The following is a 24,642-nucleotide window of genomic DNA, read 5'->3' as shown; positions in this document are numbered from 1 at the left end:
CATTATTTTATGTGGAAAGTATCTTTTGGAAGATCTGTGATTTTAAGGTCATAAGATATTTCTACCTCCGCCACCTTTGTGGTTTCTTTCACTATTGCAAAAGGATTTTTTCTCAACTCTATTACTCTATCCTTCTCAGCACTTAAAGCATCTGGCATACCAATGGCATCTTTCATCACCATAAATGTTGCAAGCAGATCTAATTTGGGGTAATAAAAAGTGCCGTTATTTCCGATTTCCTCAACCACACTGTAGCCAAATATTTTGGCTGGCCGAACTGTGTAGGGCGCACACAAGGCTAATAAATTATTCAAACCTATTTGCTCCACAAGTGCCACAGAAGCTCTTGATAAAAACACACTTCCGAATCCCATACCTGCTACCTTCATGCTGTTCCACAATCCACAGATTTCTCCAGTTCCTGTTTTGCCACATTCAGCAATGTATGGAACCACCTTTTCATCCATATATCCGGTAGCATCTTCCACAGGTAGAGGGTTTATGCCATCATGTGCATGAATGCGAGCGCCTCCCAAAACTTCACCTGTTTCAGTATCTTCTACTACCATCACAAACACACTAGCCCAGTACATCCAGTCTGCTTTGTTTGAAGTAACTTTTTTTACTCCCACACTGTGTAATACTCGGGTATGTCCGTCAATAAATTTTTCGCACGTCTCAGGATCCTCTATAGCCCTAAAAGCTCGTATTCTTATCATCTTATATCATAGAAATTCTAAATTTCAAGAATTCACATCTCATTACTAATCTGCATATGATCACTCACATCAAAATAGTATCTTTTTGAAGGAACATCCTCCCCCAAAACAATCATTCTGGCAATTTTTGCCGCATTCCCTCCTCCGGCTATTACATCAGAGGCTAACTGGGGCCAAGTTGATAAACTTTTTCCTAATTCTCCAAAAGAATATTTCATTCTTGGCGATAAATTATCAAAGTCAACCATCCCCATCATTACCTCCATTTGCTCCTTCGGGTCAAGCGCCATTAACTCTTTAATACCTGAAACTTTACATAAGCCATGTAGCAATGGTAAGTTTTCCATTTTATCAAAGCGCTCTACGTCTATCATCCCTCTATCACTTGTATCCATAATAACAGGAATCTTCATTTCGCGAGCCTTTTCGCGAGCCAATATTTTTATCGGAAGTGAATCACACTCTTCTATAAGTAATTCCAGCGGCTTGTCTTTCCCGAAAAAGTCTTCAATATTAGAATCCGTAACACCTTCATTAAAAATCTCAACGTTCAAAAAAGGATCTATCTCAGCAATCTCACGTGCTACTACAATTGTTTTGGGCAAACCCATAGAACTTACCCCTGCTCTTATTCTATTTAGATTTGTGAGTTCTAAAGTGTCAAAATCAGCAATACGAAGCGTTCCAAAACTTCTTTCCATTGCCATGGTAAGTGCCACTGATTGCCCAACAGATAGACCGATCACACCAACAGTAGCCTCTCCAAGCTTGGCTTGTTCATCTTCTGTGATTTTATGCTTATTGCGTGAAGTACGTAGCTCAATGAATTCTTCTTTTGTAACTGTATGTACTAATTTATTACTCCATGGGTAATAAACGTATAAACCATAAGAAACTGAATCAACCTCAGACATCCATTTTCTGTAGTACAATTCCTGCTCTTCAGCGGTGATTTTTTTTTGAGGATTTCTTATTTTATTCAGCTCCATAACCTGCCCTTTTAGCTGATCATGGAATTCAGGTCGTTTTTCGCTTAATAATTTTTGAAGTGCTGATTTATCCTTAAATCCAAAAACCAAAGGTTTATAGCTCGATAAATCAGGTTTATCCAGTAGCAATAAATCTTCTTCAAAGCCTTGTGACACTGAATATTTTGTCATTTTTTAGTTGTTTGAAGGCCGAAAATAAACAATGTTTAAAAATATGATTTAATTTGTCCAAGCTTTTTTAACTCACTTATCAATGGCAGACAAAATCAAAGTACTTTACGTAGATGACGAAGTACACAACCTTCAATCTTTCAAAGCAACCTTTAGAAGAACCTTCGATGTTTTTATTGCAGAGTCTGGTGCTGAAGGACTTAAGGTGTTTCAGGAAAATGAAATTGACATTATCCTAACTGACCAACGCATGCCAGGGATGACAGGTATTGAGCTTTTGGTGGAAATTAGAAAGATAAATCCTGAGCCCATGCGAATTCTGCTTACGGGCTATTCTGATATAAATGCTGTGATTGATGCCATCAACAAAGGGCAGGTATACCGTTATCTAAATAAGCCTTGGCAAGAAGAAGAACTTAAACTTACTATTGAAAGTGCTTTTGAAGTTTATCATCTAAGAAGGGAAAATAAAGAACTTATCGTAAAACTGGAAAGAGCCAACGATCAATTAGAGTTCTTACTAAGACAAAGACTATTATCATGAAACATTTGCTGTGCATCATTGCCCTTAGTTGGGTGGCTTTCATCCCCAATGTATATTCTCAAAACATTGAGGTTTCAAACATGAAGGCGCATGTACAGCCCGACATAGACTTGGCTACCCTTAAGGAAAAACTTAATGAGAATACCCAAGAGCATTTTATGGAATGCCATGCATTGAACCGTACAGTAAACGCTGATATCTCCTCAGGTTATTTTCAAAATGACTCTTATTATTGGAAGGTAGCCGGCTCTGATTTCGCATTCCGAGTTTCCCTAAAAATTGAAGATATCCCCCGATATGACACTCTATTTGTATTAAATAAAGATGGTGAAAGATTACAGTTCTTGACCGCTTCAGATCTACTTCAAGAAAAATGGACGTCAACCATTGTTAATGATGAGCTGACTTTGCAATACAAGCCATTCAATTCAGCCACAACTCCAAAAGTTAAAGTTAGAAGCTATAGTATGGAAGTGGCAAAAAGGACAGCTAACACTGATGACTTTGGGGATTCCCAACCTTGTGAGGTAAATGTAAATTGTCCTGAGGGAAACAATCACCAAGATGTAAAAAACAGCATTGTACGAATTGATGTAAAAATTGGCAGTGCCTATTTTTGGTGTACGGGGAGCTTGGTAAACACAACAGACTATAGCTATAAACCTTATATCCTAACCGCAGAACATTGTGCGTTAAATGGTGCTACTTTTGCTTCTACTCAGGATTTTTCGGACTGGGTGTTCTACTTTCAATACGAAGCTCCAACTTGCACCAACCCTTCATCCGAGGGATCATTAGCCAACAAACAGATTACAGGCGCTACGCTATTGGCACGAAGCAATGACAATGGAGGTGATAATGGTAGCGACTTTCTATTACTAGAGCTAAGCACCGGTATCCCATCTACTTTTAACCCATTCTTTGCAGGATGGTCTCGCCTCAATAACGCGCCTACGAGTGGAGTGGCAATTCATCACCCTAATGGAGATATTAAGAAAATTTCGACTAGTACCACAACAGCCGTTAGCGGTAATTACCCTGGCGCAACAGTGATAAACTCGCATTGGGAAATAAGATGGGCTGCAACTGTAACCAACCATGGAGTTACAGAAGGTGGTTCTTCGGGCGGTCCATTTTTCAATGAAAATAACTTAATAAGTGGTACACTTACTGGGGGCTACCCTAATTGCAGTCAAAATACAACTCAGGATTTTTACGGCAAATTTAGCTATCACTGGGATCAAAATGGAAATACTGCCAATCGTAGGTTAAAAGATTGGCTTGACCCTGGAAACACGGGGGTGTCAGTACTTTCAGGAGCAACTCTTGGAGACTCAGCGCCTCCTTATGCAACGAGCAAAATTATTTTAAAACCAAACCCTGTAACTGAAGGCAAGCTCTTTCTTCAAGGCCTGCCTGTAGTTGGTGATCGTTTAATTCAAATCTATAATCTTCGAGGAGATATTGTTTACCCTGGTGATGAAACTGTACCCTACACCAACATAGAGCAAGATGGATACATTCCGGTAAGTCACTTGCCAAATGGACCATATGTGCTGCGTATTCTAAACAATGGCCAAGCGCAATCGTTTAAGTTCATCATAAACAATTAAATCTATGCGCTACCTACTTTTTCTCGCCCTAAGTTTTTCTCTGTTTGCATGTGACAGTGGTAAACCCACTACTGCAAACGATGCACCATCCACAAAAAAAACAGAGCAGTTGGCCGAGTCCCCCGTTTGCTTGGACATCACCAAACTTCGAAATATAGAAGATACCAACGCTCTGGCACAGACCAATATTCTTGATTTTAAACTAAATGAGGGATGCATCTGCATAACTTATGAATATAGTGGCTGCAATGCTGGCGAACCAATAATCGTGTGGGATGGCACAGCTACTAAAAGTATGCGCCCACAAGTAAATATGCATGTATATGTAAAGGAAGCTGGGATGTGCGACCAAATGCAAAGCGCCATCACTTGTTTCAATATGGTGGAGATGCGAAGCTTGGGAACCCAGGTTTTGGTTTACTTAAATGGCACCAAGAAAAACTTCTTGGTAAACTATCAAGACGAGCAGCTTAAAACTGATTAGACCTCAACATCACTAACGTGCATGCATTTTCAGTTTCGATTCCATTTTTATTGAGTAAAGCGACCAGCTCAGGGTTTTCCGCTCCGGGATTAAAGATTATCCTTCTTGGGTTTAGCTTTAAAAAATAGTCGTAATATTCTTTTTGATTATCAGCATTAAGATAAACAGTAATAGTGTCTAAGTTTGGAATATCAGGAGTACCATCTATTATCTCCCAATCTTCCACACCTCTTGCTCTGCGGCCTAAAGCCACCACTTCGTGTTTATATTGTTTTAGCATTTTTACGGCCATGTACGAATATCTGGCAGGATTGTGGCTAGCTCCAATTACTAAGGTTTTCATAAATATGTTTCTATCGTTTGTAAAAAATTAGTTTTGCACTAATCTATAAATGTATGTCTGTACAAGTATCTGATCTTTCTTTTCAATACAACCCAAAAACCACCTTTAGGTTTCCTGACATGGATTTGGCCAAAGGTAGCCATCAGCTTATTCTTGGTAATTCCGGAAAAGGAAAAACTACCTTCCTTCACCTTTTGGCAGGTATTCTTTCTCCCTCTTCGGGGAAAATAATTATCGGTGAGCAAGATATTACTACCCTAAAAAGTAGAAAGCTCGACCACTTTCGTGGAAAAAATATCGGACTGATTTTTCAGCGCTCCTATTTTGTAAAATCCCTTACGGTAAAAGATAATTTGCTGCTTGCGCAAAAATTGGCAGGAAAACCTGAAGATTTAAATAGAATTACTGAGGTTTTGACTCACATGAACATGCAGGACAAATTGCACAAAATGCCGAGCAACCTCAGCATTGGTGAGCAACAGCGTATTTCTATAGCCCGTGCGGTAATCAACAGTCCCGAACTTATTTTGGCCGATGAGCCAACCAGCGCTCTGGATGATGAAAATGCAAAACGCGTTGCTCAACTTCTGGAAGAAACGGCCAGCGACTGCAACGCAAATCTTATTGTGGTAACACACGACCAGCGTTTGAAAGATCACTACAAAAACGTGATAGAGCTATGAGAATTGGTAAAATAAGTCTCAATAACATAAAGCACAAACCGCTTTCCAGTATTCTCAGCATTATACTTTTAGCCTTTGGGGTGGGAATTATTATAATGCTGATGGGCACTTCTGAGCAACTGGAAAAGCAGTTTACCAAAAACATTAGAGGAATAGACATGGTAGTTGGCGCCAAGGGCAGTCCACTCCAATTAATCCTCAGTAGCGTTTACCAGATTGATGCCCCTACTGGAAATATTTCTTTGGATGAGTTCAACAAACTGTCCAATAATCCAATGGTGGAAACTTCAATACCTCTTGCTTATGGCGATAATTATCAAGGCTACAGAATTGTTGGAACTAGTTTGGATTACCCAAAACACTATGATGCAGAGCTGAAAAACGGAGACTGGTGGAAAAAATCGGGAGAGGTTGTAGTGGGCTCCAGGGCTGCCGAACTTTTAGAGTTATCCATTGGCGATAAATTTTCAGGAAGTCACGGACTTTCCAATTCCATTGATGAGCACGACCATTTTGCTTATACCGTGGTAGGAATAATGGCACCTACCGGCACTGTGGTTGACAAACTTCTACTTACTGAAATATCCAGTGTGTGGGCCGTTCATGATGATCATAGCCACGAAGGTGAAGATCACGTGCATGAAGAAAAACCTAAAGAAATTACGGCAGGGCTGATAAGCTTCAAAAGCCCAATGGGTAATCTTACCATACCACGAATGGTAAACCAAAGGACTAATATGCAAGCAGCCTTGCCCGCTATTGAAGTAAACCGCCTTTTTAGTTTGATGGGTTCTGGAGTAAAAACTTTACGGGTATTAGCCATCCTAATTATTGTTCTCTCAGCTTTTAGCGTCTTTGTTTCACTTTGGCAATCACTCAAAGAAAGACGTTATGAGTTGGCACTTATGCGCAGTATAGGCGGATCTGGCCGCCAACTTTTGTGGATAGTTTTGGCCGAAGGTCTATTGATTTCCTTTTTAGGGTACATCCTAGGAGTTATACTAGGCAAGCTTTCGCTAATGGCCATTTCACAGCTTACTGAGCAAACCTATCAGTACGAAATGAGCATGCAATGGATAACTCTTGTGGAATTAATCTTGCTACCCGCCACATTACTTATTGGCACTATTGCTGCCTTGATTCCCGCTATTCAGGCTTACAAAACCAATATTTCTAAAGTACTTTCTGATGCGTAAAATACTTTTCTCACTACTTGTAATTTGCTTTGCTCAGGGCGCTTTCGCGCAAAAGCAGCTCGTGTGGCAACTTTTGGGAATGACCACCTATCAAACTGACCCGGGTGATTCTGGCGAATTGAATTATTCACCACAGTTTCCAGCCGTTTTAGAAACCCAGTTTGAAGGTGAGGAAGTAGTAATTTCAGGCTACCTAATCCCAATTGATTTAGAAGCGGGAAAATATGCCCTATCAAAAAATCCGTTTACGTCTTGTTTCTTTTGCGGAAATGCAGGGCCCGAAACGGTAATGGAACTACACTTCAGTGAAAACCCTGGCCGCTTTGCCACCGATGAATATCTTATGATAAAAGGAACATTGCAGCTCAACCGCAATGGAAGCGGTCTGTTTTTTGTTTTAAGAAATGCTGAAATCCACGGATAATAAAACTTTGAAAGAATTACTCTTTATGAGAAAACTAGCTCTCATTTTATTTTTACTTAGTGCCTCAATCACATCAATGAGCGCACAAAACTCTCCAAAAGAAATTGATTGGAAATTTCTCTCCAAAGTAGATTTTGTAGATAAATATTTTGAGGAGTATGAGGCTTGGTATCTGTTCCCCGAGTTCTCAGAACCCATCAAAAAATTGGATGGTAAAAAAGTAAAAATCAAGGGTTATGTAATTCCATTGGATGTGGAAGACAATCTTTACGCCCTTTCCGCATATCCATTCAGTTCATGCTTCTTTTGTGGTGGCGCTGGCCCCGAAAGTGTAATGAGTTTAAAATTCAAAGCTAAACCTCGCCATTTTGACACCGATGATGTGGCTACTTTTGAGGGAACTTTGCACCTAAATACCACAGATTTGGATACCTTTAACTATGTGCTTCAAAATGCACAAGAAGTTGAATGATAAAAAAACTACTACTCCCCGCTATCCTACTCATATTAGTTGTTGGATATTTTTTAGGCCCAAAACCCGAAACACCAAATTACAAAGGCTCGCTACCTGAGTTGAACGTTTCTATTTCAGAAATAACCCAATATGTGGATAGCACCGAAAACAGCCAAGAGTTAAGAGTGGACAACAATGCCAAAATCGTTTGGGAACTTGGCATCGGAAAACCTACTGAATATGTAATCTTATACCTTCCGGGATTTTCAGCTACTCGCATGGAGGGAAACCCTGTTCATATTGACATGGCCGATAAATATGCCTGCAACCTTTATCTAGCCCGATTAGATTATCATGGTTATAAAGAAAGTCAGCTGGCTGATTTTACCGCTGAAGGCATTTGGGAGTCAGCTCTGGAGCAATTTGCTATAGCTGAAAAATTAGGGCAAAAGGTGATTATTATGGGTACTTCCACGGGCGCCACTTTGGGAATTATGCTGGCGGCTAAATTTCCCGATAAGGTGCATGGCTTAATCAACATGTCCCCCAATATTAGAGTAAATAACTCTGCGGCATTTTTGTTAAATGACCCATGGGGTCTTCAAATTTGCAACATTGCATTTGGTGGTGAGGCCGAAAGAATATATCACGACCAAGAGGCAGCCAATCTCTACTGGGATACACTCTACCCCGCGACAGCTGTGGTACAACTTCAGGAGCTATTGGAAACCTCTATGGTGGATTCTACTTTTCAGAAAGTAAAATGCCCAACCATCACCTTGTATTATTATAAAAATGAAGCCAATCAGGATGAAGTGGTAGACGTTTCTTACATCCCAAAAATGCAGGATAAGCTGGGCACTCCAGCAAATTTGAAAAGAATAAAAGCTATACCCACAGCAGGCAACCATGTGATAGGCTCATTCATCAAATCAAAAGACTACCAAGCTGTAGAAGCTGAAATATCAAGTTTTATTGAAGATATATACGGTTTAAAACCGTGGCCAACACATGAGTGATTTACTCTTTTAATAAATGTTTGCCACAAACCCATAGCCATGCCATGCCTTTGTATATCTTTGCTTTTTAATGAAATTTCTATACCCACAATTTCTTTGGGCACTTGGTGTGCTGGCCATCCCGCTCCTCATCCACCTTTTCAATTTCAGGAGATATACCACTGTTTATTTCAGTAATACCCGCTTTTTGCAAAATGTAATCAAGCAATCTAAGGCCATCAATCGCCTTAAGCAACTGCTGATTATGACGGCTCGCATGCTTGCCTTTGCCATGCTGGTACTCGCTTTTACCAATCCTTATCTCCCGGCTACCAATGATGCCGAAACACAATCCGGTTGGGCTAGTGTCTATGTAGATAATTCGCCAAGTATGCTGAGTGGAAATGGACAAAACTCAGCACTAAATATTGCTCGCACAAAAGCTGTAGATATCATCAAAGCACTTCCCGAAAACTATAAGGTTCAGGTTTTGACCAATGATTTTAGCGGCAAGCAACAGCGCTTTTACAGCAAAGGAGAAGCTATCGCGCTGATTGATGAAATCGAAGTTTCCTATGCAGGACGAAAAGCCACAGATATTGTAGACCGTATTTCGGAAGCTCAAAAAAATGTAAGTGCAGAAGGACTGGATTTATTTTGGATTTCAGATTTTCAGAAATCCGGTTTTGAAAACATCCCCAATTGGCCACAAGGTTGGACTCGCTCTGTGTTGCCCCTCACTCCTACCGTAGGTTTTGGCAATGTTTCTATTGATAGCGCCTGGTTTGAGCAACCTGTTTTACAACCCAATTTTGATCAGGAACTTTTTGTGCTTTTGCAAAATAGCGGCAGTCAAAACGCTCAAAAATTGCCCATCAGCATAAGCCTGGATGGCCAATTGCAAGGAACCAAAGAAGTGGAAGTTCCGGCCAATGGAAAGGCACAAACCTCTTTTGTTCTGCGCCCTGCGCAAGCCAAAGCTTATAGTGGCGAAGTAAAAATTGAGAATCAGGATCCAAAATTTGACAACAGTTTTTTCTTTGCCTACAACGTTGATCAACCTTTCAAAATCCTATTGACAGGCGACAAATCGAGAATTGAAAAATTCAAACGTCTTTTTCAGGACAGCATTTACAATCTGACCTATATGCCGACCGATGCGATTGATTATGCACAAGTTTCGGCATTTGATGTATTCATAATTGACGCCCCTTCTTCCCTGCCCAGCGGACTTATTCAAGCTATTGAAGCGCAATTGAAGAGTGGTAAAAACTTAGTGATTTTCCCTTCCGGGGAAGATGCCACGGCTACCAACAATATGCTTTCCAACCTGCGCCTACCGGCTTTGGGAAATAAGCAAGGTGCTTCCACTGTGCTCGACATCAACTGGAATGACCCACATTATAAAGGTGTTTTTTCCTCTCAGCCCAATAATCCTTCTTTGCCAAAAAGCACCGAAAATTACAGCTACCCTTCCACTGTGGGATATCCACTTCTTAAGCTTGCAAACGGTTCGCCACTTATCACCCGAATTCCTGTAGGGCAAGGGAGTGTACTTTTGGCTACAGCCAATTTGGAAAATACCAACTTGATATCACAGGCTATTTTTGTACCCACCATGCTCAATGCCGCGCTGTACAGTCGCAGCCTTAGCGAGCTTTATACCTTATCGGGAAAACCAAACGGACCTTCTTATGAATCAGAAACCAAGGAGGATATCCCGCTAAGCATTAAAACAGAAGACAACGCCATCATTCCGCGACAGCGTGTGCGCAATGGAAAAGTGGAGATTTATGACATTCCTGTTTCGTTAAAACCCGCCTTGTACAATTTGGAACAAGAAGAAAAAAAGGTTGGCTACTTAGCTCTAAATACTAATCCTGAAGAAAGCCAATGGAGCTTTCTTGAAGAAAATACTATTCGCGATATTTTTGGCCTGCAAAGCTCCGATGTGCTGGAAGCAAGTGCCGGAAGTATTGACTACTCCATAAAGCAGCGCTATCAGGGCACGCCTTTGTGGAAGTGGTTTTTGGCAGCAGCCCTATTCTTTTTATTTGTTGAAATTATCTTAATCAAACTTTGGAAATAACCTTATGGACTCCGGGAAGATACTTATAAAGCAAGCTAAAATTGTTGATCCAAACTCCTCGCATCACCTGCAGGTAAAGGACATTTTGATAGAAAATGATGTGGTAATTGAAATCGCTGATAGCATCGATGCTAAAGATGCTCAGGTGGTGGAACATGACAATTTGCACATTAGTCCGGGTTGGTTTGACTTACGCGCCAACTTTTGCGACCCTGGCCACGAGGAACGTGAAGATATTGAAAGCGGAATCCATGCTGCCATTTTTGGCGGATTTACAGGAGTTGCCGTGAGTCCCGAAACTTCTCCGGCTATTGATAGTAAAGCAGCGATAGAATATGTGTATCAGCGTGCCGAAGAATTTCCGGTAAACGTATTACCCTACGGAAGCTTGAGCAAAGGCCTGCAAGGCAAAGAGCTTAGCGAAATGTATGATATGTATCAATCGGGTGCTGTAGGTTTTAGCCATGGTAAAAAACCTGTGGCTAATGCTGCTTTAATAAAATTAGCCCTCCTGTACGGGAAGGAGTTTGCGCCCCCCATCCACGTGTTTTCAACGGATGAATCATTGGCTTACAAAGGGCAAATGCACGAAGGCGAAGTGAGCACCTATTTAGGCTTGAAGGGCATCCCCGCTTTGGCGGAAGAAGTTACCCTGCTTCGTGATTTACACCTTTCGGAATATGCTGAGAATGCTATTCACTTTATGGCTATCTCTTCAGAAAGCGGAGTGTCACTTTTGAGAAATGCGCACAGTCTGGGCAAGCCCTTTACCGCTGATGTAGCTTTGGCCAATTTGATTTTCACTGATGAAGCTTTGGATACGTATGATTCCAATCTAAAAGTGAGCCCACCTATTAGAGCTAAAAAGGATAGGGAAGCTTTAATTAAAGCTTTGAATGAAGAAATAATTCAGGTGATAACCAGCGATCACACACCAGTAGATGTGGAGTATAAAAAATGTGAGTTTGACCAAGCCGATTTTGGAATGATCACCTTGGAAAGCTTCTTTGGAGCCTTGGGAAATCTTAGAGAAGATGGACTAAACTTAGAGCAAATAATAAAATGTATTGCCATAAACCCACGTAAGGTTTTGGGTATGGAAACGCCATCAGTTGAAGTAAACAGTTGGGGTGAGTTCACACTTTTTGACCCAGACCACAAATGGACTTTTGGTAAAGAACATATTCAGAGTAAATCGAGAAATACGCCTTTTATTGGTAAAGAACTTACCGGAAAACCTTTGGGCATCATAAACAATAACATCCTGGTGTGGATGGCTGAAAAATAAACGTGATGAAAATTGGCTTTGAGGCAAAACGAATATTTCACAATGCCAGTGGATTGGGCAATTTTGGGCGGAATCTGCTCAGAGCACTTTCCACCCATTTGCCAAATAATGAATACCATCTTTACAACCCAAAAGAAGCCAGCATTCCCTTCGCTGAATTTTTACCTAACGTAAAAGAAACCCGTCCTTCTATTGGCGGTGCGCTGTATAGAAACTTGTGGAGGCAGCGTTTTATAAGCGACAGAGCCAAAAAAGATGGAGTAGAAATTTTTCATGGCCTATCACAGGAATTGCCCATGGGGCTTGCCAAACGTGGTATTAAAAGCGTGGTGAGCGTGCATGATGCTATCTTCATTCGCTATCCACATTTGTACAAATCAATCGACCGAAAGATTTACACTCGCAAGCTACGTGCAGCCTGTATAAGAGCTGATAAAATTGTAGCGATAAGCGAGCAAACCAAAAGCGACTTGGTAGAGTTTTTTCACATTCCTGCCAAAGAAATACAAGTGATTTATCAAGGGGTAAACCCTATTTACTGGAAAGAATTTTTGGACGAAGAGCCACAAGATGTTCGCGAGCGCTACGGTTTCCCTGAAAAGTTTGCCCTTTTTGTTGGAACGCTGGAAGTCCGAAAAGGCGTTGACAAAATTTTGGAAGCTCAGCTTCAAACGGGCATTCCTGTTGTGTATGTAGGACGCCCAACTACATTTTGGGAAAACCTGAAAAATTCTGAGAAATACAAAGGTATTCAACACCTCATTTACACGCCAGAAATAAGACTGGATGAGGATTTGGCTAAAGTTTACCGCATAGCCGAATTATTTATTTACCCATCCATATTTGAAGGATTTGGTATTCCTGTGCTGGAAGCCTTGATTTCTAAAACACCTGTTATCACTTCAAACATAAGCAGCTTACCAGAAGCAGCAGGACCAGGGAGCAAATTAGTAAACCCTGAAAATCAAGAAGAAATTACCGCTGCATTACGGGAAGTGTGGGACAATGATGCTCTCAAAAATGAAATGATCAAAACGGGCTATACCTTTGCTCAGGATTTTAAAGATGAGGCCATCGCCAAAAAGTGGAAACTTGTTTACCAATCCTTAATCAGCTGACATATGGCAAAACTTACGGCAATAATCCCCACCGGAAACGAAGAGCATAACATTGAAGCTGTATTACAGTCGGTTTCGTTTGCTGATGAAGTTATGGTGGTCGATTCCTTTTCCACCGACAAAACCGTAGAGCTTGCCAGAAAGCACACGGACTTCATCATTCAGCGTGAATATGGAAATTCGGCATCTCAAAAAAACTGGGCTATTCCCCAAGCAAATAATGAGTGGATTTTGCTGGTTGATGCCGATGAGCGTATTAGCGATGCCCTAAGGGATGAGATACAAGGCATTTTAAAAAATGGTACCGATAAAGATGCTTTTTGGATAAAACGCCAAAACTACTTTATGGATCAAAAAGTGAACTACAGCGGCTGGCAAGGCGATAAAGTAATTCGACTTTTTAAAAAAAGTAAATGTCGCTACGAGGATAAGCAGGTACATGCCGAAGTTCTGGTAGATGGAAAAACGGGTGTTTTAAAAAATAAGCTTGACCACTTTACCTATAAAAATCTGGAGCACTTTTTAGCAAAATCATACCGCTACTCCACTTGGAGCGCTTATGATAGGCTCCCAAAAACAAAACCTGTTGGCCTTTGGCATTTAGTGGTAAAGCCAGCATTTGGCTTTTTCAAAAACTACATATTGCGTTTGGGTATCCTGGATGGTAAAGCCGGCCTCATAGTCTCTCTGGAAAATGCAAACTATCTCTTTATACGGGCATTAAAAATCCTAAGTCTTCAGCGGAACGAGAAAGTTAAGAAGGAATAATATTCTTTGGCTAACACTGCTATTAAGTTATTTTTGCAGCCTCAAATCACGATATGCTTTTTCAGATAATCTTTGTTTTTCTGGTTCTCGCCCTTCTCCTATTGATTTTACTGCTATTTACTATCAAGGCTGGATTTCAGCTTCAGTACTTACGTTTAAAATCTAAAAAGAAGGAAGGCAAAGTGTGGGATATTTTAAAGTTTAGTGGAGCAACAGCGCCCGACAAAAAGCTACGTTACGAAGCTTTTATGCTTTTCCCTATGCTCTACCCCATAGTTTTGGATGAAAAAAGAGAAGAGCTAAACAACATCAAACGTAGAATAAAACGAATCCACATAGGCATTTATGTCATTTTGATAGCTTTGATTATCCTGGCTATTTATTCTGAGAAACTATTTCCTACCACCGCCTAAATCAATATGGATTGAAAGAAATCATTGACCATACAATATTTAAGGTAATAGCCGAAGCAGCTGATGAGTTGCAAATGGATACCTATGTGGTAGGCGGCTATGTTCGCGACAAAATTCTTGGTCGTAAAAACTCCAAGGATATTGACTTTGTATCGGTAGGAAGCGGAATTACACTGGCCAAGCTCGTTGCCAAAAAGTTGGGGCGAAGCAAAATTGCTGTCTTTAAAAACTTTGGAACCGCACAGGTAAAATACAAAGACCTTGAACTAGAATTTGTTGGCGCCCGAAAGGAGTCTTACAACCGCGATAGCCGCAAACCTATTGTGGAAGATGGCACTCTAGATGATGATCAAAAGCGCAGAGACTTTACCATAAATGCCATGGCTGTAAGCCTGAATGCCAAAAACTATGGTGAGCTATTAGATCCTTTTGGTGGTGTTTCTGATCTTGAAAATAAAATCATCCGCACACCTTTAGATCCGCACATTACCTACTCTGACGATCCACTAAGGATGATGCGAGCCATCCGCTTTGCTTCACAATTAAATTTTAAAATTGAGGAAAAAAGCTTTCAAGCTATCCTTGAAACCAAGGAGCGCATTGATATTATAAGCAAAGAGCGTGTGAGTGATGAACTCAACAAAATCATGCTTTCGCCAAAACCTTCCGTTGGTCTTCGGTTGTTTTATGAGTCAGGCCTAATGGAATATTTCCTTCCGGAAATTATAGCCTTAAAAGGTGTAGAAGAAGTGGACGGCCAATTGCACAAAGACAACTTTTACCACACGCTTCAGGTGGTAGATAATATTTCAGAAACTACCGATAATCTTTGGTTGCGATATGCTGCTTTATTTCATGACATCGGTAAACCTGTTACCAAAAAATTCATCAAAGGCACTGGCTGGACTTTTCACAATCATGAATTTGTGGGAAGTAAAATGGTTTTTAAGATTTTCAAAAGACTGAAACTTCCTTTGAGCGACAAGCTAAAATACGTGCAAAAGATAGTGCGCATGAGCAGCCGCCCTATTGCGGTAACTGACGACCAGGCGACTGACAGTGCAGCACGCAGGTTGCTTTTTGATGCTGGTGATGATGTGAATGACTTGATGCTTTTGTGCGAAGCTGACATTACAACACAAAACAAAAAGAAGAAAGCTGGTTTCTTAGAAAACTTCAAAACTGTTCGTGCCAGATTGAAGGAAGTTGAAGAATCCGATCAGATTCGTAATTTTCAACCACCAGTAGATGGTGCTGAAATAATGGAGATTTTTAACATTCCTCCTGGGCGTGAAATCGGTATTATAAAAGAATTCATAAAAGAAGCTATCTTAGAAGGTAGTATTAAGAATAACCACGAAGAAGCGCTGGCTCTCGCTGTAGAAAAAGGCAAGGAACTAGGGCTTGACACCAAACAATAAGAGATGACTGAAGTATTTACAATCCGTGCTATACTTGACGCTGACGAAGATGTGATTCGCGACATCGCGATTCATGGTAATGCTAATTTGTACGATCTACACAAAATTTTGGTTCAAGCTTTTGATTTGGAACCTGGTGAAATGTCTTCCTTCTTTAAAAGCAATGATGACTGGGAGCAAGGTGAGGAAATCAGCATGATGGCCTTTGATGCTGAAAGCGGAAAAAATCAGCTGGAAGCACATAGCATTGAAGAAAGCTTTGTGAAGGAAGAAGAGAAAATGCTCTTTGTATATGATTATATGAACTTGTGGACATTTTATCTGGAAGCCACCGCTATCAAAATCATCGATGAAACCAGCTTCGAATCTCAAGTTTTAGGTAAAATTGGAGAACGCCCTAACACTCCTCCTGAAAAAGAAATGAAGGCCGACACCGGAGATGACGACCTTTTTTCTGAATGGGATCATGACAATGAAGATTCTGATGATTATCAGGGAGATGATTGGTATTAAATAATTACCACTCCGTGAATTCGGTTTATCGGAATTGACTTTCCATTTTTTAGTAAGATTCGCTTATCTGTAATCGCCCAAATGGTGGTGTTCACCCTCTTTACACCATCTGCATCCTCAAAGTAAATATTCACTTTGTGATGATCTAAATTGCCTAAACTAGTTGCATGATGCAGAGCGGCAGTCCGTTCGGAAATTGCCAATTTATCTAAAAGTACTTCTGCTTGTGGAAATTTAAGTTCCCCTATAATTTCCTTTTCCACCAAAGGAGTGGCGTCAAATGTGTTATCCATAATGTAAAATATATTTCGGTTGGAAAATGAGGTATGGTCCCCATTATTTTTATAAAATTTACCCTTAGCTTGTCAAACTAAATATAAGCATTTTGGATAAAATTCTAAACATTCGAAATTTAAGTAAACGCTATGGCCCCGTGCAAGCCGTTGATAGCCTAAGTCTGGAGGTTCCGAAGGGAAGTGTATTTGGAATACTTGGCCCGAATGGAAGTGGAAAAACAACCACCTTGGGAATGCTACTTGGAGTTACAAAACCAGACAGTGGCGATTTCTCCTGGTTTGGAAAACCTCTGAATTTTGAAACAAAACAAAAGCTGGGCGCTATACTCGAGACTCCTAATTTCTACCCCTATATGTCTGCGGTAGATAATCTAAAAGTAGTGGCTCAAATAAAGGAAATTGGTAATGCCAATATTGATGGAGTACTCAAAACTGTAAACCTGAATACACGTGCTGATAGCAAATTCAAAACGTACAGCCTTGGGATGAAACAACGCTTGGCCATTGCCTCTGCCCTGCTCAGCAATCCTGAAGTTTTGGTTTTGGATGAACCAACAAACGGATTGGATCCGCAAGGAATTGCTGAAATACGGGCTTTAATAAAAGACATCGCCTCACAAGGAATTACAGTAATTATTGCCAGTCATCTTTTGGATGAAATAGAAAAAGTGTGTACCCATGCGGCCGTTATCCGTTTTGGGAAATTACTGTTTTGTGGCACCGTTGAAGAATTGACCGGCCACGAAGGTGTGGTAGAAATAGGTAGCGAAGATTTAAATCTCACCCGAATGCTACTGGAGAAACTGGATGGTGTGGACAGTGTAAAAATTGAAGGCGATATGCTCCTTGTGGTTTTGGACAAAAAAATATCCCCGTCTGAAATCAACAAACATTTGGTGGCTCAAGGCATATTTGCCCACCACCTGGTATTCCGCAAAAACAGCCTTGAAAAGCAATTCCTAAACCTAATCTCAAACTCATGAAACTATTTAAACTAGAGTGGCTAAAGCTGCGCTTACATATTTTCTTTTGGATAGGAATGGGGCTTTACATCCTTTGCATGATTCTTCTTATTTCAGGCTTTGGGAGCTTTAAGTTGTTTAATAATGATGGAGCAGAAAACCAAGGCATGATTGCCATGAAAACCTTTGGCGAGGCAGGGTTTTACATACTCCCTCACCTTTGGCATAACATTACTTACCTAGCTGGATTTTTTAAGTTCATCCCTGCCTTCCTTCTCATATTCTTTATTTCCAACGAATATCAATACAAGACTTTTCGTCAAAATGTGATTGACGGACTTAGCATTCAAGGCTTTTATATTTCTAAGCTTTTTAGCGCCTTAATCTTTAGCATCATAAGTCTTGGCGTTATATTCTTTACAGGGCTTGTAATTGCTATTATGTATAATCCCGATGCAAGTTTTACAGAATACGTTGACGGAGCCGATTACCTGTTTGCATTCTTTACTGAAGTAATGTTCATGATGGTTTTCGCACTATTCCTCACTTTCCTTTTCAGAAGAAGTACCGTGAGCATCATTGTAATTTTGGCCTACTATTTTATTGTAGAACCCATTCTTGGCTTTGCCATTGGTGAGCCTATAAAGTACTATTTGCCGGCAGCCCCTTCGCGGGAATTGATTTTACAACCTTTCACCCGATTGATGGAGGCCGACATGATTTTGGGCACAACCTCTACGGATAGTGTGCCCACCAAATTTTTGTTGACCACTTGGCTTTATACCCTCATCTTTGCGGCTGGAGGTTTAGTAATTCTTAAAAAACGAGATCTGTGACCAACCGTCCGGAAAATATGACTGGGTGGCGAGCCCGCTGGTATGAAATTATTTTTGAAGCGGATACGCCCAAAGGAAAACTCTTTGATGTAGTTCTGCTTATTGCCATTTTGGGTAGCTTACTTGCCATTGTACTTGAATCTGTAGAGAGTATTTATAATAAGTATGGAACCATTTTTCAAATGGTCGAATGGATTTTCACAGTAATTTTTACTCTTGAATATATCCTTCGAGTAGCCGTAGTCCGCAATCCTCGATACTACATTTTTAGTTTTTACGGTATTATTGACTTACTCTCCATACTACCTACCTACCTCGCCATAGTACTTTCGGGAGCCCATTATTTTATGGCCATCCGCAGTATTCGTCTTATCCGTGTTTTCCGGATTTTAAAGATGGTACGCTTTCTCGGTGAAGCCAATATGCTCAGCAATGCACTAAAAGCTAGCCGTATAAAAATCACCGTGTTTATAGTGGTGGTAATGTGTGCCGTGTTTATAATGGGTACCGTGATGTACTTGGTAGAAGGCCGCGAAAATGGTTTCACGAGTATTCCTGTGAGTATCTATTGGTGCATTGTAACGCTTACCACGGTTGGTTATGGCGACATTGCTCCGCAAACTACCTTGGGCCAAATGATTGCCTCGGTAATTATGATTTTGGGATATGGAATTATTGCTGTGCCTACTGGTATTGTAACTTCTGAAATTGCCCGTGCTAATCAGACAAAGGCTGACGAAAATAAAAAGCTACACCATCACAGATGCCCGGCTTGCAACAAAGGTATAATCGACCCAGAAGCTAATTTTTGTCCAAATTGTGGTAACCAGCTGTGAACAAAACTGCCATATTTATAGCCGGCCCCACTGCCGTGGGAAAAACAGACGTAGCCATCAAAATTGCAGAATGGCTGCAAACTGAGATTATCTCTTTTGATTCAAGACAGTTTTACAAAGAATTGAAAATCGGAGCAGCACCACCTTCTCCTGAAGAACTTGCTCGTGTGCCACATCACTTGGTGGGTCACCTTTCGGTAAATGATGATTATAGCGCGGGAGATTTTGAAAAAGAAGCTTTGGCCAAGCTAGAAGAAATTTTCAAAACACATGAAACAGCCGTGCTCGTTGGTGGAAGCGGGCTTTATATGCGTATCCTCACGGATGGTTTTGATGAGATGCCCGGCATTCCACAAGAAATACGAAAGCAGCTAAATGCTGAATTGGAAGAAAATGGACTAGACAGTTTAGCTAAAGAATTAAGCGAAAAAGACCCCGCCTACTTTGCGCAAGTAGACCAGCAGAACCCGCAGCGAATAATCAGAGCTTTGGAAGTAATCCGCACCACAGGAAAAACGTACACTTCATTTCGCCAAGGTGAAAAAACCAAGCGTCCATTTAATATTATAAAAATAGGATTGGACCTGCCCCGCCCTGAATTATACGAACGTATAAACCTCCGTGTGGACCAAATGCTGGAAGCAGGATTAGAAGAAGAAGTGAAACAACTCCTTCCCTTTCGGGAGAAAAACTCCATGCAAACCGTGGGCTACAAAGAGCTAATTCGATATTTCGATGGAGAAATAGATTTAGATTTCGCCATAGAAGAAATAAAGAAAAACAGCCGCAGGTACGCCAAGCGCCAGCTTACCTGGTTTAGAAGAGAGAAGGATATTGAGTGGTTTTCGCCTTTTGAGGTGGTAGAGATTAAAAGTACTCTAAGTCCTAAATTGAAAAATCAACAATGAAACCTATTCTATCAGCCATCATTTTTATAATTGCCTTTTATCTTTCCACCGCTCAAGATAAAAGCATTCCTTTCAATGTTTCCAGTCCAAGCTTTGACTCAACCTATATGTTTGTGTCTAAGCATTCCTACTCAAGTCAACAAATTGACATTTTAGAATTTGATAACGGGTATAAAACATATCGTACGATAGAAGTAAAACGTTATAGACCTGACACTACGGTAAAAACAGACATATCAGTTTACAATTTACAAGCTGACACTTTTCGTTCCACCTTAACATATCCAGTGTATCCTGAAAAGCTAAAAAAAATAAGAAACACAATCATTGATACCACATGGAGTGCTGAAGATCCTTCTATATTCTGGACAGAAAAGACCGATTCAATTGAAATAGATTATGCTCTATCCTACCCTTTGAACCCTGAGACTTTTTTCAAAACTATAAGAAGGATTGAGGAAATGGCAGATTTTCAAGGATTAACTATTGCTACAATCTATATAAGATTTTATCCAATTAAAGGGCATGGCCATCCTTTAGAAACTATAAAGCCCGATGATTTCAATGATGTAGATTTTATATCTACCATCTTCCTTTTTGAAAAAAATGGCTTATCAATGGATTACCCAATTATTTTTGAATAGTTGAATTTATTTGCAAACTGATTCTTGAGATGAACCTCCGCAAACTCCTATACCCATTTTCCTTCCCTTACGGAGCCATAACTGCGCTACGCAATTGGGCTTTTAATAAAGACATTTTGCCTTCGCAGGAGTTTAAGGTACCGGTGATTTCTGTGGGAAACCTGAGTGCTGGAGGTACTGGAAAAACGCCCATGGTGGAGTTTCTAATCCGCAGGTTTTCAGATTATAAAGTTGGTTTGGTAAGTCGCGGCTATGGCCGAAAAACCAAGGGACTTATTTTGGCAAAACCTCAACACACGTTTAGCGAAATTGGGGATGAACCCTTTCAGATTTTCAACAAGTTTCCAGAGATATGTTTGGCCTTAGCCGAAAAGCGACCTGAAGGCGTGCAAGCCCTAATTGAAAATTGTTCGCCCGATTTAATTTTATTAGATGATGCCTACCAGCATCGCTATGTAAAGCCGGGGTTTCAAATTTTGCTTACTACTTTCCAGGAGCCCTTTTATCACGATTTGCTTTTGCCCGCAGGAAACCTTCGGGAATACACAAGTGGAAAGAAAAGAGCAAATGTAATTGTGGTCACCAAATGCCCTGCAAACCTCACTCCTGCCAAGGCCAAGGAAATGATGCAAAAGATAAAGCCAGGCGACAAGTCTGTGTACTTCACCACCATTAGCTACAGTGAACCTCAAAATGTGAAAGGTGAAAAACTAGGAACAAAAAAAGTAATAGCCCTTACCGGCATTGCGAAACCTCAACCATTTTTAAACCAAATTGGAAAAAGCCTTTCGATACAGAAACATCTGAAATTTGCCGACCATCACAGTTTTTCCGCCAAGGAAATAGCAGATATAGAAAAAATGGTGACCGCCAGTGGAACCCCAATTATCACCACCGAAAAGGATTGGGTACGCTTAAAAAGTTTGCTTAATGCAGAAACGCTGGAGCATGTTTTTTATCTCCCCATGCAAGTCCAATTTCTATTTGACCAAGAACAGGATTTCACCAAAAAGATAAGCGGCTATTTACAAGGAGTTTAGCTCCCTTAAAATAACCCTTCCAAGCTTTATATCTCCCCTTTGAGACACTATCATAATTTCGTTTCTTTGCGCCACTTATTATGAAAGATATTTTAGAAAAATACGAACCGATTATCGGTTTGGAGATACACGTTCAGCTGAACACCCACAGCAAGGCCTATAGTTCGGACTCTACCACTTACGGTGGAATGCCCAACACACAGACCAATGCTATTTCACTGGGACACCCCGGTACTTTACCGATGGTAAACAGCAGCGTGATTGAATTTGCCGTAAGGCTGGGTATTGCTACCAATTGTGATATTCGTGAGCGAAATGAGTATGCCCGCAAAAACTATTTTTATGCGGATTTGCCAAAAGGCTATCAGGTAACTCAGGACACTACGCCAATTTGCACCAATGGATATGTGGAGATAAAAGATGCGGATGATAATCCAAAGCGTATTGGCCTTACCCGTATTCACATGGAGGAAGATAGTGGTAAGAGTATTCACGACATAGACCCTTTTAACACACTGATTGACCTCAACCGTGCCGGAGTTGCACTTTTGGAAATTGTGAGTGAGCCAGATTTCAGAAACGGACAAGAGGCTTATAATTACCTTCAGGAGATGCGCCAGTTAGTACGTTACCTCGATATTTCTGACGGTAATATGGAAGAAGGAAGTTTGCGTTGTGACGTAAACGTTTCTATCCGCCCAAGAGGAAGAGAGAAGTTTGGAACCAAGGTAGAGGTGAAAAACATGAACTCCTTCCGTAATGTGCAAAAGGCTATTGATTTTGAAATAAAGCGTCAGTACGAAGTGTATGAAAGTGGTGGCGAAGTGCTACAGCAAACCATGACTTTTGATGCCGGAAGCGGAGAAACGCGCTTGCTAAGAGCTAAGGAAGATGCACACGATTATCGCTATTTTCCTGAGCCGGATTTGCAGCCAATTCTTGTAAAAGAAGATTATGTAAGCCAGGTAAAAAGTGAACTCCCACCCTTGCCGAAAGAGCTTTTGGCAAAATATCAGGAAATGGGATTGAGCGCTTATGATGCCGCTCTGCTTACTGAAACCAAGGAGATCGCCCTATATTTTGAAGAAGTGATAAAGCACACCAAAAACCACAAGGCTGCGGCCAACTGGATGATGGGAAGTGTGAAATCATACATGAATGATAGAGCCATCACAATTGAAGAATTTCCAGTAAAGCCTAATACCATTGCTGAGCTTATTGGTATGGTAGAAAATGGTGTGGTGAGCAACTCTGCTGCCAACGGTGATTTGTTTAAAGGTTTGATTGAAAGTCCTGAAAAAGCACCTGAAGCATTGGCTAAGGAACTAAACCTTATACAGGAGAGTGACAGCGATGCTTTGCTTGAATTAGTAAAAGAAGCTTTGGCTAAATATCCCGCCAAGGTGGAAGAATATAAAGCCGGTAAAAAAGGCTTGATGGGCTTATTTATGGGAGAAGTGATGAAGCTATCTCACGGTAAGGCCGACCCCAAAGTGACCAGTAAATTAGTACAACAAGAATTAGAAAAGTAAAACCCCAAAAACCCAATATGAGAATATTAAAAATGATGGCTCTTGCAGCCACCGCCACTTTTGCCTTTAGCGCTTGCGAAAGCAACTCAGGAACATCAATAGAAGGAAATCTAAAAGGTGATGAGTTTACACAAGTAATACTTTACAACATTACGCCACAGAGCATAAATCCTTTTGACACCGTTGCCGTAGTTGACAACAAGTTTAAAGTAGATGTAACAGTAGACACTGCTGACTTTATGTTGGTACAGCTTTCTGAAAGATTCAGAATTCCACTTTTTGTGCAGCCAGGAGAGCATGTAACCATTGAAATTGATGATATGGAGGATATGAGTTACAACATTTCGGGTAGCCCGGAATCTGAGCGTATAGAAAAAATCAACGAAATCCTTTTGGAGGCCAACAAAGCTGTTCAAGCTTTGAATGATGAAGGACAGGCTGCGATGCAGGACTCGGCTCAGTTTGAAATGATAAAGCCAAGACTGGACAGCACTTTTAAGCAAATTGTGGCTGACACCAGAAAGCAATACACAGATATGATTGATGAAAACCCAGGTAGCCTGGCTAACATTTTCATCTTTTCACAGTCTATTGGCCAAATGCCTTTGGTAACTCCACAAGAAAACTTTGAATACTTTGAAAAAGTAGGAGAAGGTATTAGCGAAAGCTATCCAAACTCAATACACACCAAGAGCTATAATGAGCGTATGGTAGAAATGCGTAAAAATCTTGCTATGCAGCAGGAGATGGATGCTGTAAAACAAAACTTAGCTCCTGGTGCTGAAGTTCCGGAGATTGCTCTTGAAAACCTTCAAGGACAAGTAATGAAGCTTTCTGACCTTCGTGGTAAGGTTGTCTTGGTAGATTTTTGGGCAGCATGGTGTCGTCCATGTCGTGCCGAAAACCCTAACCTGGTACGTATGTACAATCTGTATAAAGACAAAGGTTTTGAGGTGTATAGCGTATCACTTGATGGTTTGCCAAGCCAGCAAGACCCAAAAGAAGCTTGGGCAAAAGCAATTACTGTAGATCAATTGGCATGGAATAACCACGTAAGCGATCTTAAAGGATGGCAAACTTCCGTAATCAAAGATTTTGGTTTCCAAGGAATACCTTACACCGTATTGGTAGACCGTGAAGGAAAAATCATTGCAACAGAACTTAGAGGCCCAGCTCTAGAAGCTAAGCTGAAAGAAGTATTGTAGAGATTTCTTTTTCGATATGAAATGAAGAAGGCCTTCCAGAAATGGAGGGCCTTTTGTTTTCTTCTCGACTCCGCTCGAAGTGACTCCACTTAGGTCATATTGAGCATTCCAACTGGACTCAATACGAGCTCGTACGAAATGCTTTCTTTATCCAA

At 40.7% G+C, this 24,642-nt stretch carries 27 protein-coding genes; 23 read left to right on the top strand and 4 right to left on the bottom strand.

Going from position 1 to position 24,642, the window contains the following annotated elements:
* Positions 1-2: 2 nt before the first annotated feature.
* The gene (locus OWEHO_RS17455; RefSeq protein WP_014203829.1) at positions 3-719 is read right to left on the bottom strand and encodes a hypothetical protein; all 717 of its coding nucleotides are present in this window, start codon (positions 717-719) and stop codon (positions 3-5) included.
* 32 nt (positions 720-751) lie between these two features.
* The gene (locus OWEHO_RS17450) at positions 752-1,879 is read right to left on the bottom strand and encodes a ThiF family adenylyltransferase (protein WP_014203828.1); all 1,128 of its coding nucleotides are present in this window, start codon (positions 1,877-1,879) and stop codon (positions 752-754) included.
* Positions 1,880-1,961: 82 nt separating this feature from the next.
* On the opposite strand from OWEHO_RS17450, the gene OWEHO_RS17445 reads away from it, so the two are divergent.
* The 3 genes from OWEHO_RS17445 to OWEHO_RS17435 are packed head-to-tail and all read left to right on the top strand — an operon-like array spanning position 1,962 to position 4,520.
* Complete coding sequence (locus OWEHO_RS17445) at positions 1,962-2,423, top strand: response regulator (protein ID WP_014203827.1); 462 nt, start codon at positions 1,962-1,964, stop codon at positions 2,421-2,423.
* A complete protein-coding gene (locus OWEHO_RS18120) occupies positions 2,420-4,036 on the top strand; it encodes a trypsin-like serine protease (protein WP_014203826.1) in 1,617 nt (538 codons plus the stop codon). The genes OWEHO_RS17445 and OWEHO_RS18120 overlap by 4 nt, the downstream gene beginning before the upstream one ends.
* Before the next feature lie 4 nt (positions 4,037-4,040).
* A complete protein-coding gene (locus OWEHO_RS17435; protein WP_014203825.1) occupies positions 4,041-4,520 on the top strand; it encodes a hypothetical protein in 480 nt (159 codons plus the stop codon).
* Here the strand turns inward: OWEHO_RS17435 and OWEHO_RS17430 are convergent.
* Positions 4,507-4,863: a CoA-binding protein gene (locus tag OWEHO_RS17430; RefSeq protein ID WP_014203824.1), complete on the bottom strand. Its 357-nt coding sequence runs from the start codon at positions 4,861-4,863 to the stop codon at positions 4,507-4,509. The genes OWEHO_RS17435 and OWEHO_RS17430 overlap by 14 nt on opposite strands.
* 53 nt (positions 4,864-4,916) lie before the next feature.
* On the opposite strand from OWEHO_RS17430, the gene OWEHO_RS17425 reads away from it, so the two are divergent.
* The 12 genes from OWEHO_RS17425 to OWEHO_RS17370 all read left to right on the top strand — a co-directional run bounded on the left by OWEHO_RS17425 (position 4,917) and on the right by OWEHO_RS17370 (position 16,228).
* Positions 4,917-5,546, top strand: a complete 630-nt coding sequence (locus OWEHO_RS17425; protein ID WP_014203823.1) for an ABC transporter ATP-binding protein — start codon at positions 4,917-4,919, stop codon at positions 5,544-5,546.
* Complete coding sequence (locus tag OWEHO_RS17420; protein ID WP_014203822.1) at positions 5,543-6,742, top strand: ABC transporter permease; 1,200 nt, start codon at positions 5,543-5,545, stop codon at positions 6,740-6,742. Before OWEHO_RS17425 ends, OWEHO_RS17420 begins: the two co-directional genes overlap by 4 nt.
* Entirely contained in the window at positions 6,735-7,166 is a 432-nt protein-coding gene (locus OWEHO_RS17415; RefSeq protein WP_014203821.1) for a hypothetical protein, read from the top strand. Before OWEHO_RS17420 ends, OWEHO_RS17415 begins: the two co-directional genes overlap by 8 nt.
* 76 nt (positions 7,167-7,242) lie before the next feature.
* Entirely contained in the window at positions 7,243-7,638 is a 396-nt protein-coding gene (locus tag OWEHO_RS17410) for a DUF3299 domain-containing protein (protein ID WP_143764657.1), read from the top strand.
* Positions 7,635-8,639, top strand: a complete 1,005-nt coding sequence (locus OWEHO_RS17405) for an alpha/beta hydrolase (protein ID WP_014203819.1) — start codon at positions 7,635-7,637, stop codon at positions 8,637-8,639. Before OWEHO_RS17410 ends, OWEHO_RS17405 begins: the two co-directional genes overlap by 4 nt.
* A 70-nt stretch (positions 8,640-8,709) precedes the next feature.
* Positions 8,710-10,707, top strand: coding sequence for a BatA domain-containing protein (locus OWEHO_RS17400; RefSeq protein WP_014203818.1), 1,998 nt, complete (start codon positions 8,710-8,712; stop codon positions 10,705-10,707).
* Positions 10,708-10,711: 4 nt separating this feature from the next.
* Entirely contained in the window at positions 10,712-11,995 is a 1,284-nt protein-coding gene (locus tag OWEHO_RS17395) for a dihydroorotase (protein WP_014203817.1), read from the top strand.
* A gap of 5 nt (positions 11,996-12,000) precedes the next feature.
* Entirely contained in the window at positions 12,001-13,113 is a 1,113-nt protein-coding gene (locus OWEHO_RS17390; RefSeq protein WP_014203816.1) for a glycosyltransferase family 4 protein, read from the top strand.
* A gap of 3 nt (positions 13,114-13,116) precedes the next feature.
* Positions 13,117-13,881 (top strand): glycosyltransferase family 2 protein, encoded by a 765-nt coding sequence (locus OWEHO_RS17385; protein ID WP_014203815.1) that lies wholly within the window; start codon positions 13,117-13,119, stop codon positions 13,879-13,881.
* Between the two features lie 53 nt (positions 13,882-13,934).
* Positions 13,935-14,294, top strand: coding sequence for a hypothetical protein (locus tag OWEHO_RS17380; RefSeq protein WP_014203814.1), 360 nt, complete (start codon positions 13,935-13,937; stop codon positions 14,292-14,294).
* An 11-nt stretch (positions 14,295-14,305) separates the two neighbouring features.
* Entirely contained in the window at positions 14,306-15,715 is a 1,410-nt protein-coding gene (locus OWEHO_RS17375; protein WP_014203813.1) for a CCA tRNA nucleotidyltransferase, read from the top strand.
* 3 nt (positions 15,716-15,718) lie between these two features.
* Complete coding sequence (locus OWEHO_RS17370) at positions 15,719-16,228, top strand: IS1096 element passenger TnpR family protein (RefSeq protein WP_014203812.1); 510 nt, start codon at positions 15,719-15,721, stop codon at positions 16,226-16,228.
* Here OWEHO_RS17370 and OWEHO_RS17365 read toward each other — a convergent pair.
* Positions 16,225-16,521 (bottom strand): hypothetical protein, encoded by a 297-nt coding sequence (locus tag OWEHO_RS17365; RefSeq protein WP_014203811.1) that lies wholly within the window; start codon positions 16,519-16,521, stop codon positions 16,225-16,227. The two genes, OWEHO_RS17370 and OWEHO_RS17365, sit on opposite strands and share 4 nt — an antisense overlap.
* 92 nt (positions 16,522-16,613) lie before the next feature.
* Between OWEHO_RS17365 and OWEHO_RS17360 the strand changes: the two genes are divergently transcribed.
* The 8 genes from OWEHO_RS17360 to OWEHO_RS18115 all read left to right on the top strand — a co-directional run bounded on the left by OWEHO_RS17360 (position 16,614) and on the right by OWEHO_RS18115 (position 24,487).
* Positions 16,614-17,507 (top strand): ABC transporter ATP-binding protein, encoded by an 894-nt coding sequence (locus OWEHO_RS17360; RefSeq protein WP_014203810.1) that lies wholly within the window; start codon positions 16,614-16,616, stop codon positions 17,505-17,507.
* Positions 17,504-18,322 (top strand): ABC transporter permease, encoded by an 819-nt coding sequence (locus OWEHO_RS17355; protein WP_014203809.1) that lies wholly within the window; start codon positions 17,504-17,506, stop codon positions 18,320-18,322. The genes OWEHO_RS17360 and OWEHO_RS17355 overlap by 4 nt, the downstream gene beginning before the upstream one ends.
* A gap of 17 nt (positions 18,323-18,339) precedes the next feature.
* Positions 18,340-19,158 (top strand): ion transporter, encoded by an 819-nt coding sequence (locus tag OWEHO_RS17350; protein ID WP_041628354.1) that lies wholly within the window; start codon positions 18,340-18,342, stop codon positions 19,156-19,158.
* Positions 19,155-20,066, top strand: a complete 912-nt coding sequence (gene miaA, locus OWEHO_RS17345; protein ID WP_014203807.1) for a tRNA (adenosine(37)-N6)-dimethylallyltransferase MiaA — start codon at positions 19,155-19,157, stop codon at positions 20,064-20,066. The genes OWEHO_RS17350 and miaA overlap by 4 nt, the downstream gene beginning before the upstream one ends.
* On the top strand, positions 20,063-20,710 hold the full coding sequence (locus OWEHO_RS17340; protein ID WP_014203806.1) for a hypothetical protein: 648 nt from the start codon (positions 20,063-20,065) through the stop codon (positions 20,708-20,710). Before miaA ends, OWEHO_RS17340 begins: the two co-directional genes overlap by 4 nt.
* 29 nt (positions 20,711-20,739) lie before the next feature.
* Positions 20,740-21,750: a tetraacyldisaccharide 4'-kinase gene (lpxK, locus tag OWEHO_RS17335; RefSeq protein WP_014203805.1), complete on the top strand. Its 1,011-nt coding sequence runs from the start codon at positions 20,740-20,742 to the stop codon at positions 21,748-21,750.
* Positions 21,751-21,830: 80 nt separating this feature from the next.
* Positions 21,831-23,282: an Asp-tRNA(Asn)/Glu-tRNA(Gln) amidotransferase subunit GatB gene (gene gatB, locus OWEHO_RS17330; protein ID WP_014203804.1), complete on the top strand. Its 1,452-nt coding sequence runs from the start codon at positions 21,831-21,833 to the stop codon at positions 23,280-23,282.
* 17 nt (positions 23,283-23,299) lie between these two features.
* Entirely contained in the window at positions 23,300-24,487 is a 1,188-nt protein-coding gene (locus OWEHO_RS18115) for a TlpA disulfide reductase family protein (RefSeq protein ID WP_014203803.1), read from the top strand.
* Positions 24,488-24,642 lie beyond the last annotated feature (155 nt).

The organism is Owenweeksia hongkongensis DSM 17368, assembly GCF_000236705.1.
Lineage (GTDB): Bacteria > Bacteroidota > Bacteroidia > Flavobacteriales > Schleiferiaceae > Owenweeksia > Owenweeksia hongkongensis.
This window is presented reverse-complemented; position numbering and strand designations above follow the sequence as displayed.

Coding starts and splice junctions, on each gene's coding strand:
- OWEHO_RS17455 (WP_014203829.1), bottom strand. CDS start 719: ATGATAAGAATACGAGCTTTTAGGGCTATAGAGGATCCTGAGACGTGC.
- OWEHO_RS17450 (WP_014203828.1), bottom strand. CDS start 1,879: ATGACAAAATATTCAGTGTCACAAGGCTTTGAAGAAGATTTATTGCTA.
- OWEHO_RS17445 (WP_014203827.1), top strand. CDS start 1,962: ATGGCAGACAAAATCAAAGTACTTTACGTAGATGACGAAGTACACAAC.
- OWEHO_RS18120 (WP_014203826.1), top strand. CDS start 2,420: ATGAAACATTTGCTGTGCATCATTGCCCTTAGTTGGGTGGCTTTCATC.
- OWEHO_RS17435 (WP_014203825.1), top strand. CDS start 4,041: ATGCGCTACCTACTTTTTCTCGCCCTAAGTTTTTCTCTGTTTGCATGT.
- OWEHO_RS17430 (WP_014203824.1), bottom strand. CDS start 4,863: ATGAAAACCTTAGTAATTGGAGCTAGCCACAATCCTGCCAGATATTCG.
- OWEHO_RS17425 (WP_014203823.1), top strand. CDS start 4,917: ATGTCTGTACAAGTATCTGATCTTTCTTTTCAATACAACCCAAAAACC.
- OWEHO_RS17420 (WP_014203822.1), top strand. CDS start 5,543: ATGAGAATTGGTAAAATAAGTCTCAATAACATAAAGCACAAACCGCTT.
- OWEHO_RS17415 (WP_014203821.1), top strand. CDS start 6,735: ATGCGTAAAATACTTTTCTCACTACTTGTAATTTGCTTTGCTCAGGGC.
- OWEHO_RS17410 (WP_143764657.1), top strand. CDS start 7,243: ATGAGCGCACAAAACTCTCCAAAAGAAATTGATTGGAAATTTCTCTCC.
- OWEHO_RS17405 (WP_014203819.1), top strand. CDS start 7,635: ATGATAAAAAAACTACTACTCCCCGCTATCCTACTCATATTAGTTGTT.
- OWEHO_RS17400 (WP_014203818.1), top strand. CDS start 8,710: ATGAAATTTCTATACCCACAATTTCTTTGGGCACTTGGTGTGCTGGCC.
- OWEHO_RS17395 (WP_014203817.1), top strand. CDS start 10,712: ATGGACTCCGGGAAGATACTTATAAAGCAAGCTAAAATTGTTGATCCA.
- OWEHO_RS17390 (WP_014203816.1), top strand. CDS start 12,001: ATGAAAATTGGCTTTGAGGCAAAACGAATATTTCACAATGCCAGTGGA.
- OWEHO_RS17385 (WP_014203815.1), top strand. CDS start 13,117: ATGGCAAAACTTACGGCAATAATCCCCACCGGAAACGAAGAGCATAAC.
- OWEHO_RS17380 (WP_014203814.1), top strand. CDS start 13,935: ATGCTTTTTCAGATAATCTTTGTTTTTCTGGTTCTCGCCCTTCTCCTA.
- OWEHO_RS17370 (WP_014203812.1), top strand. CDS start 15,719: ATGACTGAAGTATTTACAATCCGTGCTATACTTGACGCTGACGAAGAT.
- OWEHO_RS17365 (WP_014203811.1), bottom strand. CDS start 16,521: ATGGATAACACATTTGACGCCACTCCTTTGGTGGAAAAGGAAATTATA.
- OWEHO_RS17355 (WP_014203809.1), top strand. CDS start 17,504: ATGAAACTATTTAAACTAGAGTGGCTAAAGCTGCGCTTACATATTTTC.
- OWEHO_RS17350 (WP_041628354.1), top strand. CDS start 18,340: ATGACTGGGTGGCGAGCCCGCTGGTATGAAATTATTTTTGAAGCGGAT.
- OWEHO_RS17340 (WP_014203806.1), top strand. CDS start 20,063: ATGAAACCTATTCTATCAGCCATCATTTTTATAATTGCCTTTTATCTT.
- lpxK (WP_014203805.1), top strand. CDS start 20,740: ATGAACCTCCGCAAACTCCTATACCCATTTTCCTTCCCTTACGGAGCC.
- gatB (WP_014203804.1), top strand. CDS start 21,831: ATGAAAGATATTTTAGAAAAATACGAACCGATTATCGGTTTGGAGATA.
- OWEHO_RS18115 (WP_014203803.1), top strand. CDS start 23,300: ATGAGAATATTAAAAATGATGGCTCTTGCAGCCACCGCCACTTTTGCC.